At 67.8% G+C, this 12,968-nt stretch carries 7 protein-coding genes; 5 read left to right on the top strand and 2 right to left on the bottom strand.

All coding sequences use genetic code 11. The features are described 5' to 3' along the window. Positions 1-201: 201 nt before the first annotated feature. A complete protein-coding gene (locus ASD38_RS17755; protein WP_056437145.1) occupies positions 202-726 on the top strand; it encodes a GNAT family N-acetyltransferase in 525 nt (174 codons plus the stop codon). A gap of 655 nt (positions 727-1,381) precedes the next feature. Here the strand turns inward: ASD38_RS17755 and ASD38_RS17760 are convergent. Further along, the gene (locus tag ASD38_RS17760) at positions 1,382-3,007 is read right to left on the bottom strand and encodes an alpha-glucosidase (protein ID WP_200946019.1); all 1,626 of its coding nucleotides are present in this window, start codon (positions 3,005-3,007) and stop codon (positions 1,382-1,384) included. Next, on the bottom strand, positions 3,004-4,842 hold the full coding sequence (locus ASD38_RS17765) for an alpha-amylase family glycosyl hydrolase (protein WP_056462074.1): 1,839 nt from the start codon (positions 4,840-4,842) through the stop codon (positions 3,004-3,006). The genes ASD38_RS17760 and ASD38_RS17765 overlap by 4 nt, the downstream gene beginning before the upstream one ends. Before the next feature lie 314 nt (positions 4,843-5,156). Between ASD38_RS17765 and ASD38_RS17770 the strand changes: the two genes are divergently transcribed. The 4 genes from ASD38_RS17770 (at position 5,157) to ASD38_RS17785 (ending at position 12,763) form a co-directional block, all read left to right on the top strand. Then, on the top strand, positions 5,157-7,916 hold the full coding sequence (locus tag ASD38_RS17770) for a TonB-dependent receptor (protein ID WP_056462077.1): 2,760 nt from the start codon (positions 5,157-5,159) through the stop codon (positions 7,914-7,916). A gap of 115 nt (positions 7,917-8,031) precedes the next feature. Next, positions 8,032-9,531: a tryptophan halogenase family protein gene (locus ASD38_RS17775; RefSeq protein ID WP_056462079.1), complete on the top strand. Its 1,500-nt coding sequence runs from the start codon at positions 8,032-8,034 to the stop codon at positions 9,529-9,531. 37 nt (positions 9,532-9,568) lie between these two features. Further along, entirely contained in the window at positions 9,569-10,774 is a 1,206-nt protein-coding gene (locus tag ASD38_RS17780) for a winged helix-turn-helix domain-containing protein (RefSeq protein WP_056462082.1), read from the top strand. 108 nt (positions 10,775-10,882) lie between these two features. Further along, positions 10,883-12,763 (top strand): DEAD/DEAH box helicase, encoded by a 1,881-nt coding sequence (locus ASD38_RS17785; RefSeq protein WP_056462085.1) that lies wholly within the window; start codon positions 10,883-10,885, stop codon positions 12,761-12,763. Positions 12,764-12,968 lie beyond the last annotated feature (205 nt).

Below are 12,968 nucleotides of genomic sequence, written 5' to 3' on the forward strand. Positions count from 1 at the left end.
ATGTCGATGTGGCCTGGAAAGCTGGCGATGCGGGGATGATCACAAGCATCGGTGGGCGATATTTCCCAACCTGCCCATAGGTCCGCTAGCCACCCATAGGCGACGCCTAAGAGGTCCGCTACTAAGCAGCTCGGGTTGCCGCCAACGGTTTGCGCGCTGCGCGTCGGACCCGCTTTGATCTCGCTAGGTGAGTGAACTGGAATGGATTGGCAGCCAAAACTGAGCGGCAGGCTCCTCAACTTGCGTCCGGTGGTGGCAAGCGACTGGGAAGGCCTGTTTTCAGTGGGCTCCGATCCGCAGGTGTGGGCGGGCCATCCGGATCGCGACCGGTACTTGCTCGACAAGTTTCGGGCCTATTTCGAAGATGGCCTGAGCTCCGGCGGCGCCTTGGTCGCGGTCGAGGCGGCGTCGGGAAGGATCATGGGCTGGTCGCGCTATTCCCCCCAATTCGTCGAGCCGAACGAAGTCGAGATCGGCTGGACCTTCCTGGGGCGGGAATGGTGGGGCGGGGTGTTCAACGCGGAGATGAAGCAGCTGATGCTCCAACACGCATTCGGCGTCGTGGACCGGGTGCTGTTTCGCATCGCGGAATCAAACCTGAGGTCTCGCCGCGCCGCGGAAAAAATCGGCGCGACGCTGCTGGCGGAACGCCCCGCTCCCGTGGAGCCCGGATCCGAGAAACATCTCTTCTATGGGATTGAGCGGCGCGGCTTCACGCCGGCCTGAGATGAGACGCGCACGCTCCCTGTCCGAAGAAAAGTTAGCGTGTTGCGTTCACCGGTTGAGCCCACCACCCTTCTCGGACCTTCGAAGAGGCGGCTTGGAGTGATCGGCCGCGTCCGCCGCCTGGCCGCGGGCTTGAAGAAACTTATCCCCATCGCTCCCGGCGTGTTTCTCCAACGAATTCAACGCCTAAAATCCACTTATCCTCCCTCTCTCCCGCCGCCGCATAATCAGCTCATCTCAAGGCGATGGGGAGGGCGCTAAGGCCTGCGACCTTCGCGGCCTTGGGGTGCGGTCGAGCGGGCGCGCTCGTCGGCGGCGGTCGGCGTCTCTTCGGGGGCGGCGGTCGCCAACTTCATCCATCTGGGGCCGGCCGGGCATGGAACACTAAAACGGCGTTGGATTGAGGGCTGGCGGCGCGACAGGCCTGCGGTGACGCAGGCGTTCCGGGACCGGGCGACGCGAGCCCGGCCCGCCCGTCGGGGGCCACGATCGCGCGGAGCGTCGGTCCTGGTCGAAACGGTATTTCTTCACAAAGCTTCCGGGCCTGGCCCGGCGCTCCGCGTCCCTCCCCGAACTTCAGCGGCTTTCCGCGTGAGGCGGCCAAGTCGTGTCCAGAGGCCGGGGACAGGCCCATGGGCCTGTCCCCGTCCGCGCTTCAGGCCTTCCGCGCCACCAGCCCGGCCATCGGCGGCAGAGCGCCCTCGCCGGCCAGGTTGACGCTGTCGACGATCCGCCAGCCGGCCGGCAGGTCCCAGGCGGTCGTTTCGAAACCCAGGTTGAAGGCGCACAGCACCTGATCCGCGCCCTCGCCGCGCAGGAAGACCAGCAGCGGCTCGGGGGCGTCGACCAGGGTCATGCCGCCCGTCCGCAGGCCCGGCAGCTGGCGGCGCAGGGCGACGACGCGGCGGGTCACGTTCAGGGTCGAATCGCCGTCGCGCTCCTGGCGGTCGACGGCCAGGTCGATGTGCGAAGGGTCGATCGGCAGCCAGGGCTCGACCTTGGAGAAGCCGGTGTGGGCGGCCACGGCCACCCAGGGCATCGGCGTGCGGGCGCCGTCGCGGCCCAGGGTCTCGGGCCAGTTGGCGATCGCCTCGGGATCACGCAGCCGGTCGTAGGGCACCTCGGCCTGGGGCAGGCCCAGCTCCTCGCCCTGGTAGATGAAGACGTTGCCGCGCAAGGACACCAGCAGCAGCAGCGACATTTCGGCGAAGGCCTTCGGATCGCGTCCCCGGGCCCAGCGTGACACCGCCCTCGGCGCGTCGTGGTTCGAGAACGTCCAGGACGGCCAGCCCTGCCCTTCCTCGCCCGGCCACATGGCCGCGCCCTGTCGGATCAGGTCCGCCGCCAGGGTGTCGGCATAGAGGTAGAGGAAGCCGTAGGCGCTGTGCAGGCGGTCGGGGCCCTGGGTGTACAGCTTCATCTCGCTGTCGGCCCGCTCGCCCCCGACCTCGGCGACCATGAAGCGACCGCCGTACGACTCGCCCAGCTGGCGCAGCCGGGTCAGGAAGGCCGGGATGTCGTCGTGCGACTGGTTGTACAGGTGGTGCTGGAAATCGAACGGCCGGGTGCGCTTGCCCTCGCCGGTCAGGATCGGCGGATTGTCGGTCAGGGCCTTGTCGTGCATCGCGAAATTGATCGCGTCGAAGCGGAAGCCGTCGACCCCGCGGTCCAGCCAGAACCGCGCCGTGGCGACCAGGGCGTCCTGCACCCGCGGGTTGTGGACGTTGAGGTCGGGCTGGGCCGACAGGAAGTTGTGCAGATAGTACTGGCGACGGCGCGCGTCCCAGGTCCAGGACGGGCCGCCGAACACCGACTGCCAGTTGCTGGGCGGCGAACCGTCCGGCTTGGCGTCGGCCCAGACGTACCAGTCGGCCTTGGGGTTGGCGCGGTCCTGGCGGCTGGCCTTGAACCAGGGGTGCTCGTCGGAGGTGTGCGAGAACACCTGGTCGATGATCACCTTCAGGCCCAGGGCGTGGGCCTTCTCGATCAGCCGGTCGAAGTCGGCCAGGGTCCCGAAGATGGGATCCACGTCCTCGTAATTCGAAACGTCGTAGCCGAAGTCCTTCATTGGAGAGGTGAAGAACGGCGACAGCCAGATGGCGTCCACGCCCAGCGAGGCGACGTGCTCCAGGTGCGCGGTGACGCCCGGCAGGTCGCCCACGCCGTCGCCGTTGGTGTCGGCGAAGCTGCGCGGATAGACTTGGTAGATCACCGCGCCGCGCCACCAGTCGCGGTCGTGGGCCAGATCGGTAGACGGCTTTGAAAGGGTCTCGACCGTCACTGGCCAACCTCCGAAACGCAAATCATGTAATCGAGCGGGCCGATCTCGACCGGATAGCTGCCCGGCGCCGTCGCGGCGGCCGCGCAGGAACCGTGGGCCGAACGCCAGGTCCGCGAGGTCGCGTCGACCTCGACCTGGACGGTGATCGGCGTCAGCCCGGTATTGAACGCCACCAGGGTCTCGCCGGCCGGCGTCATCCGCGACACCGCGAACAGGCCCGGCTTGTCGCCGGCGGCCCGCACGACCTGGCGGCCGCCACGCAGGGCCGGCTCGGCGGCGCGCAGCCGCGCCATGGCCGAGATCGTCTTGTAGAGCGCCCCGTCGGTCTTGAAGTGATCGCCCGCCGCCGAAGCGCCGTCGACCAGCCGGGCGGAGGCGTATTCGTCGACCCGGGTCGCGAACATGTCCTGGCGGGCGTCCTTGTCGCCGCCCGTCCCGACCAGCCCCTGCTCGTCGCCATAATAGAGGACCGGCGCGCCGCGGGTGAACATCAGGAAGGCGTGGGCCAGGACCACCCGCCGGGCGATCTCCGCGTCCGAGGCCTCGGGATGGGCGGCGCGCACGAAGTGGCCGATCCGGCCCATGTCGTGATTGCCCAGGAAGGTCGGCAGCTGCAGCGCCGCCTGGGCGCCGCCCTCGTAGAGCGCGTCCTGCGCGAACAGGTGCGCCAGGACGTCGGTCCCGGTCTTGCCGTTGACGACGTCGGCCACCGCGCCCTGGAAGGCGAAGTCGAGCACGGCGGGATAGCCGTCCACCCGCGTGAACCTGGCCAGCATTCCCGGCTCGGTTTCAGCGACCTCGCCGAAGATGTGGAAGTTCGGGATGCCTCGCGCCCTGGCCCGAGCCAGCATGGCCGGCACGAAGGCCTGCCAGAATTCCGGGTTCACGTGGCGGGCGGTGTCGATCCGGTAGCCGTCGATCCCGAAGTCGTCGATCCACTGGCCGTAGATGTCGATGAAGCCCTGCACGACGCGCGGGTTCTCGGTGGCCAGGTCGTCCAGGCCCGAGAAGTCGCCATAGGTCGAGCTCTCGCCCACGAACCGGCTGTTGCCGCGGTTGTGGTACCAGATCGGGTCGTTCAGCCAGGCCGGCGCCTTGACCGTCGCCTCGCCCTTCGGAACGTAGGGCTCGTAGGCGAAATCGGGCCGGGTCAGCCGCGCGAAGTTCTCGGCCGTCCGCCGCCCATCGCCCAAGAAGGCGTCGCCCAGGAAGCCGTCGTTGATCGCGGGGCCTCGCGGCCCGCCCTTCCGCACGAACGGATAGTCGGCCTTGGACCGGTAGTCGCAACCGGTGGCCGGGCAGTCGCGGTACTGGATCACGTCGGCGGTGTGGTTGGCGACGATGTCCAGATAGACCTTGAGGCCGCGCGCATGGGCGGCGTCGACGAAGGTCTTCAGCTCGGCCCGCGTGCCGAGGTGAGGATCCACGTCCGTGAAGTCGGTGATCCAGTAGCCATGATAGCCGGCGGACTCCTGGCCGGGCGGCCCCTGCACCACCTTGTTCCTGAAGATCGGCCCCAGCCAGATCGTCGTCGCGCCAAGGCCCTGGATATAGTCGAGCCTGGCGGTCAGGCCGGCGATGTCGCCGCCGTGATAGAAGCCCTTGTCGGCGGGATCGAAGCCCGTCTTCAGCCGATCGCCGACCAGATCTCCAGCGGGGCCGCCGCGATCATTGGTCGCGTCGCCGTTGGCGAAGCGGTCGGGCAAGACGAAATAGATCACCTCGTCCTGCGGCGCGCGATCCAGATAGGCCTGGCGAACGGGCGTCGCGGCCTGCGCGAAACCGACGGTCGTGATCGCGGCGGCGGCGAACGCGAAGAGCGCCGATCGACTCACCCATGCCCCCGGGATTCCCACGCCTCTAGCCCCCTTCCCTCTTCACGCGGATCGGTCGGTAAAGCGCCGATCCATTGTTTGCAATCTTTTGCAGAAACCACGCAACCCTGTCAATCGACCTCTCATCACCCCAAAAGCGAGAATTTCTCCCGTATTTCGGCAAATGCGGCGCGACGACCTCGACCAAAAAGCCACACATGACATTTTGTCCATTTTTCCAGTTGCAATCGAATGTGTTTATTTGCAGTAATTTTCACAACGAAGCTTGGATCATCGCGGCGGAACCGCGAGAACCGATTGGGAGGGAGCATCAGATGACGACCAATTCCATGCCGCGCCGAACGCGGCTGATGAGCGGAGCCGCCACCGGCCTCGCGCTGCTTTTGACGGCCACCGGCGCCGCGCACGCTCAACAAGCATCCACGCCGAGCACCGACACCGTCGAGGAGATCACCGTCACCGGGATCCGCGCCGGCATCGAAAACGCCATCGCGCTGAAAAAGTCCTCCAGCTCGATCGTCGAGGCCGTGTCGGCCGAAGACATCGGCAAGCTGCCCGACATCTCGATCGCCGAATCCCTGGCCCGCCTGCCCGGCCTGACCGCCCAACGCCTGGACGGACGCGCCCAGTCGATCTCGATCCGCGGCCTGGGCCCCGACTACAACACCGTGCTGCTGAACGGCCGCGAGCAGGTCTCGACCGGCGACAACCGCGGCGTGGAGTTCGACCAGTATCCGTCGGAAATCCTCAGCGGCGTGCTGGTCTACAAGACCCCTGACGCGGCCCTGATCGGCCAAGGCCTGGCCGGCACCGCCGACCTGCAGACCATCCGCCCGCTGAAGTACGGCAAGCGCGTCCTGTCGGCCAACGCCCGCTACGAGTTCAACAGCGAAGACAAGCTGAACCCGGACGCCAAGGACAGCGGCCACCGCCTCAGCGCCACCTTCGTCGACCAGTTCCTGAACGACACGCTGGGCGTCGCCGTCGCGGTCTCGGACATCTCGACCCCGACCCAGAGCCGCCGCTTCAACGCCTGGGGCTATCCGACCACCGCCTCCGGCGATCTGGTTATCGGCGGCGCCAAGCCGTACGTGCAATCCAACAATCTCAAGCGCACCGGCGTGATCGGCGTGCTGGAATACGCTCCGACCGACAAGTTCCGCACCTCGCTCGACCTCTACTATTCGGAGTTCCGCGAGAAGCAGGTCCTGCGCGGCATCGAGCTGCCGCTGTTCTGGAGCTCCGCCATGCTCCAGCCCGGCTACACCGCCGAGGGCGGCCTGATCACCCAAGGGACCTACACCGGCGTGAAGGGGGTCATGCGCAACGACCTCAACACCCGCGACACCACCCTGAAGTCGGTCGGCTGGAACACCGCCTACGACACCGACAACGGCTGGACGCTGATGGCGGACCTCAGCCACTCGGAAGCCAAGCGCACCGACGTGATCTTCGAGTCCTATTCGGGCACAGGTCCCGCCGGCGTCGGCGCCACCGACACCATGACCTTCAACACCACGCCGGGCGCGGGCACCACCTTCGGCTCGACGCTGGACTACACCGACTCGACCCTGTTCGTGCTGACCGACCCCCAAGGCTGGGGCGGCGGGGCGGCCGGCGGGGCCTTGACCCAGGCGGGCTTCTACAACACCCCCTCGATCAACGACGAGCTCAACGCCATCCGCCTGAGCGCCAAGCGCGACCTGACCTGGGGCCCGATCAACAAGGTCGAGTTCGGCTACAACGCCAGCCGCCGCGAGAAGTCCAAGGAAGTGCACGAAAGCTTCCTGACCTTCGGCGGCCGCATCGCCGACGGCGCGCCGCTCAGCCGTCCGATCCCCAAGGAAGCGCTGCTGGGCACGGTCAGCCTGGAGCTGATCGGCATCAAGGCCATGCTGGCCTATGATCCGACCTATCTGCTCGACCACGGCTACTACACGCTGATCGCCGACCAGAACCCGGCCGTCCAGACCCGCAACTGGGCGGTGAAGGAAGACGTCCAGGTCGCCTACGCCAAGTTCAACATCGACAGCACGGTCGGTTCGATCCCGGTCACCGGCAACACCGGCCTGCAGGTGGTCTATACCGACCAGTTCTCGACCGGCACGAAGGTCAATCCGGCCGACACCGCCCACCCGACCAGCAACGATGGCGGCGACAAGTACACCTATGTGCTACCCAGCCTGAACCTGACGTTCGACCTGAGCAACGAGACCTTCCTGCGGTTCGGCGCGGCCCGCACCCTGGCCCGAGCCCGCATGGACGAGATGCGCGCCAGCCAGTCGTTCAACATGAACAACGGCAACCTCACGTCGACCGACCCGAACAACTCGTTCTTCAGCACCGACGGCGGCAATCCCGAGCTGCGGCCCTACATCGCCGACGGCGTCGACATCGCGCTCGAGAAGTACTTCGGCCGCTCGGCCTACATCTCGGCCGCCGGCTTCTATAAGCACCTGTCGAATTTCGTGAATTCCAGCTCGTCGCACATCGAGGACTTCTCGGCCTTCGTGCCGCTGCTCAGCCCGGCGCAACAAGCGGCTTTGGGCACGACCCAGGGCCTGGCCAAGGGTCCCGAGAACGGCAAGGGCGGCTTCATCCGCGGGATCGAACTGTCGGCCTCGATCCAGGGCGACATCTTTTATGAACCCCTGCGCAACTTCGGCCTGATCGTCAGCGGCTCGTACACCGACAGCGAGGTCAAGCTGGACGAGAACTCGGCCCCGATCTCGATGCCCGGCCTCTCGGAAAAGGTGGTCAACACCACCTTCTATTACGAGAACAACGGCTTCAACGCCCGGATCAGCAACCGCTATCGCAGCAAGTTCCTGGGCGAAGTGGCCGGCCTCAGCGCCGCGCGGATCTACCGGACCGTCGACAGCGAGTCCGTGCTCGACGCCCAGATCGGCTACGAGTTCCGCCAAGGCCCGCTGGATGGTCTGTCGCTGCTGCTGCAGGCCAACAACATCACCGACGAGCCGTTCAAGACCTACGAGAACGGCGATCCTCGCCGGACCATCGACTACCAGAAGTACGGCACCACCTACATGGTCGGCGTTTCGTACCGGTTCTAATCAGACATCTCCCCTGCGACCTCCCCGCCGGCTCCGTCCGGCGGGGATTTTCTTTTAGGGGTGGGTGCGTCAGGACTCTTCCAAAGAGAAGAGCTCAAAGGGAAGAGGCGCGGGAATGACCGACAACAGGATCGGGTCGGTGGTCGTGGTCGGCGGCGGTACGGCGGGCTGGATGAGCGCGGCGTTGTTGGCCCGGGCCCTGGGCGACACGGTCCGCATCCGCCTGGTGGAGTCCGAGGAGATCGGAGCCGTCGGGGTCGGCGAGGCCACGATCCCGCAGATCCGCCACTTCAACGCCTTCCTGGGCCTGGACGAGAACACCTTCCTGGCGGCCACCCAGGGCACGATCAAGCTGGGCATCGAATTCGTCGACTGGCGCTCGCCCGGCCAAAGCTACCTCCACGCCTTCGGCGACATCGGACGTCCGCTGGGCGCCGTGCCGTTCCACCACTACTGGCTGGCGGGCCGACCGAAGGGCGACGACCATTCGCTCTGGGACTATTCGCTCAATGCGCGGGCCGCCTTCGCCGGGCGCTTCGACCGGACGGTCCGCAAGGCCGGCGGCGCGGCCGAACCGCTGACCCACGCCTTCCAATTCGACGCCGCCCTCTATGCCCGCTTCCTGCGCGCCCACGCCGAGCGCCTGGGCGTGGTCCGCACCGAGGGCAAGATCCTGAGCACGGCGCTGCGCGAGCCCGACGGCTTCGTGCGCTCGGTGACGCTGGAGAGCGGCGAGGTCGTCGAGGGCGACTTCTTCATCGACTGCTCGGGCTTTCGCGGCGTGCTGATCGAGCAGGCTCTGAAGACCGGCTACGAAGACTGGTCCGACCTGCTGCCCTGCGACCGCGCCATCGCCGTCCCCACGGCCAATGTCGAGCCGCCGCGCCCCTACACCCAGGCCATCGCCCGCCCCGCCGGCTGGCAGTGGCGCATTCCGCTGCAGCACCGCACGGGCAACGGCCACGTGTTCTGCAGCCGGTTCATCAGCGAGGACGAAGCCGTCGCCCAACTGACGGCCAATCTCGAAGGCGAAATGCTGGCCGAGCCTCGGACGCTGAAATTCGTCACCGGCCGCCGCAACAAGTTCTGGAACAAGAACGTCCTGGCCCTGGGCCTGGCCAGCGGTTTCATGGAGCCGCTGGAGTCGACCAGCATCCACCTGATCCAGTCGGGCCTGTCACGCCTGCTCAACCTGTTCCCGGACAAGGGTTTCGCCCAGCGCGACATCGACGAGTACAACCGCCAGACCGGACTGGAGTACGAGCGCATCCGCGACTTCCTGGTGCTGCACTACTGGGCCAACCAGCGCCAGGAGCCGTTCTGGAAAGCCTGTCGCGAGACGGCGGTCCCCGCGGATCTGATCCGCAAGGTCGAGCTCTTCCGCGCCCATGGCCGGCTGTTCAAGGAGCCCGACGACCTTTTCCTCGAGGCCAGCTGGCTGCAGGTGCTGGTGGGCCAAGGCATAATGCCGGACGGCTGTCACCCGATGACCGGCCAGCTCACCGACGACCAACTGCTGGGCTTCCTGGCCGACCTGCGCAAGATCACCGCCGACGGCGCGGCCGCCCTGCCCGCCCATGGTGACTTCATCCGTCAGCAGTGCGCGGCCCGCTAGCTTGTCATCGGGCGTCCGGCCATGCTCACTCGGAGCCATGGTCGAGACCCTGTCGCACAAGCAAGCCCGCCGCATCGCCCTGGCCGCCCAGGGGTTCGCCGACGGCCGCCCCGCCCAGCCGACCCGCCGCCACCTGACCGCCGTCATCGAGCGGCTGGCCCTGTTGCAGATCGACAGCGTCAACGTCGTTTCGCGTTCACACTACCTGCCGCTGTTCTCGCGTCTGGGCGCCTATCCACGCGCCCTGCTGGAAGACCTGGCCTGGGGCAAGAAGCCGACGCTGTTCGAGTATTGGGGTCACGAGGCCTCGCTGATGCCGTTGGACCTGCAGCCTCTGCTGCGCTGGCGGATGGAGGACGCCCGCAACGGGGTCGGGGTCTGGAAGGGCGTCGCCGGGTTCCTGGCCGGACACCGGCCGTTCATCGACAAGGCCCTGGCGGCGATCCACGAGCGCGGCCCCCTGTCGGCCGGCGAACTGGGCCTGGGCGAGCGCGGTCAAAGCGGCTGGTGGGGCTGGAGCGAGGCCAAGCGCGCGACCGAATGCCTGTTCTGGGCCGGGGAGCTGACCACCGCCACCCGGCGCGGGACGTTCGAGCGCGTCTACGATCTTCCTGAAAACGTGCTGCCCAAGGCGATCTGGTCGGCGCCGACGCCCTCTCGCGAGGAGGCGCACCGGGTCCTGCTGCGGCGCGCGGCCCGCGCCCTCGGCGTCGCCACCGAGCGCGACCTGCGCGACTATTTCCGCATGGGGGTCGCCGACGCCCGGCGCGGCGTCGCGCAACTGGTCCAGAGCGGTGATCTCGTCCCGGTCGAGGTGGAGGGCTGGAGCCAGCCGGCCTATCTGGCGCCCGACGCCCGCAGGCCGCGCAAGATCACCGCCAACGCCCTGCTCTCCCCGTTCGACAATCTGATCTGGTTCCGCGACCGGGCCGAGCAATTGTTCGATGTCCGCATACGGTTGGAAATCTACACCCCCGCCCACAAGCGCACCCACGGCTATTACGTGCTGCCCTTTCTGCAAGGCGAGGCGATCACCGCGCGCGTCGATCTCAAGGCGGACCGCAAGGCGGGCCTGCTGCGGGTCCTCTCGGCCCATCGCGAGCCGACGGCCGACGCCGCCACGCCTTCGGCGCTGGCCGCCGAGCTGCGGCTCATGGCCGGGTGGCTGGGCCTCGCCGGCGTCGCGATCGCGGCCAGCGGCGACTTGAGCTCCGCTCTGGCGGCGGAAATCGGCGGACATTGACTTTGGCCCGCCAAAGCCTATTTATCGCCACCTTCGGAGCAGGCTTGGCGAATCCGCGCCGCCCGTTCGCCCAAACACGGGCGGCTCCGGACTTCAGACCAGCGTGATATGACAGAATTTTCCGAACTCGGGCTTTCGCCCACGACCCTCCAAGCGGTCGCCGACACCGGCTATACGACAGCCACCCCCATCCAGGCCGCCGCCATTCCCGTGGCCCTGGCCGGCCAGGACGTGCTGGGCATCGCCCAGACCGGCACCGGCAAGACCGCCGCCTTCACCCTGCCCCTGATCGACAAGCTGATGAACGGCCGCGCCAAGGCGCGCATGCCGCGCGCCCTGGTCATCGCCCCGACCCGCGAGTTGGCCGACCAGGTCGCCTCCAGCTTCGAGAAGTACGCCAAGGGCACCAAGCTGTCCTGGGCGCTGCTGATCGGCGGCGTGTCGTTCGGCGACCAGGAGAAGAAGCTGGATCGCGGCGTCGACGTGCTGATCGCCACCCCGGGCCGCCTGCTCGACCACTTCGAGCGCGGCAAGCTGCTGATGACCGGCGTGCAGTTCCTGGTCGTCGACGAAGCCGACCGCATGCTGGATATGGGCTTCATTCCGGACATCGAGCGCATCTTCAAGATGACGCCGCCCAAGAAGCAGACCCTGTTCTTCTCGGCGACCATGCCGCCGGAAATCACCCGCCTGACCAAACAGTTCCTCAAGGATCCGGTGCGGATCGAGGCGGCGCGTCCGGCCACCACCAACGAGAACATCACCCAGCTGATGGTCAAGGTGCCGTCGTCCGATCCGAAGGCCAAGCGTCTGGCGCTGCGGGCCCTGATCGAGAAGGCCCAGATCGAGACCGGCATCGTGTTCTGCAATCGCAAGACCGAAGTCGATGTCGTCGCCAAGTCGCTGAAGAGCCATGGCTTCGACGCCGCCGCCATCCACGGCGACCTGGACCAGAGCCAGCGCATGAAGACCCTGGCGGCCTTCCGCGACGGTTCGCTGAAGATCCTGGTGGCCTCCGACGTCGCCGCGCGCGGCCTGGACATCCCGGCCGTCAGCCACGTGTTCAACTACGACGTCCCGCACCACGCCGACGACTACGTCCACCGCATCGGCCGCACCGGCCGGGCCGGACGTTCGGGCATCACCTACATGCTGGTGACCCCGGGCGACGACAAGGGCTTCGACAAGGTCGTCAAGCTGATCGGCTCGACCCCGACCGAAGAGAAGCTGGACCTCGACTATTCCAACGCCGTGACCGTGCGCCGCGAAGGCGACAGCAAGCGCGGCGGCGGGCGTGATCGCGACCGCTCGCGCGGCGGCGAACGGGGCCGTGACCGCGACCGCAACCGCGCGCCGACCGAGCCTTCGGCCGTCGCCGCCGCCAATCTCGAAGCCGCCATCGCCGGCGAGCCGATCCCCTCGATCCCTGGGGCGGCTCCGGGCGAAGCGCCTTCCAAGCGCCCTGCCCGTGTCCGCAAGCCGCGCGGCGAGCAGGCCGTGACCGCCACGGTCGAAGCCGAAGCGCCGGTCGTCGCCGAAGCGGCCCCGGCCGCCGCCGAGCGCGGTCGTCGCGACCGTGGCGGCTCGTCGCGTGATCGCGGCCGTCAGCCGCGCGTCGAGCAGGACGCCGTCGCCGAGCAACCGGCCGTCGAAGCCGCCCCGATCGCCGAGCGCGCCCCGCGTCCGGAACGCGCCGAAGGCGACCGCCCAGCCCGCCGCGAGCGTGGCCGCGATCGCGATCGTCGTCCCGAGCGCGGCGAACAGCCCCGCGTCGAGGCCGAGCGCGCCCCCGCGTCTCGCGCCGAGCCTGCCCGCGCTGAACAAGAACGTCCCGTCCGGGGCGCGCCGCTGCCCGTGCGCGGCGTCCAGCCAGTCCGCGGCCGCGAGGACGACGACGACCGCCGCGTCGTGGGCTTCGGCAACGAAACCCCGGCCTTCCTGATGCGCGCCCCGCCGCGCCTGGCCCCGGCCAGCGACAGCGAAGACTAGGCGTCAAGCCACCGCTCAAGATTGCGCCCGCCCTTCCGGATCGGAGGAGCGGGCGTTTTCGTGCCTGGCTGGCGGATCAATCGCAGGGCCCCGACGGGGACATGCTCTCACACCGCTGCGTCGACCGGGTTGCAAAGGGCTTGCCGTGAGTGCGTGTCCCCAACGGATCCGCTGAGCTCACCGCTCTCGAAACGGGGACGGCCTG

Source organism: Caulobacter sp. Root487D2Y, assembly GCF_001427165.1.
In the GTDB taxonomy this organism is placed as follows: Bacteria; Pseudomonadota; Alphaproteobacteria; order Caulobacterales; family Caulobacteraceae; genus Caulobacter.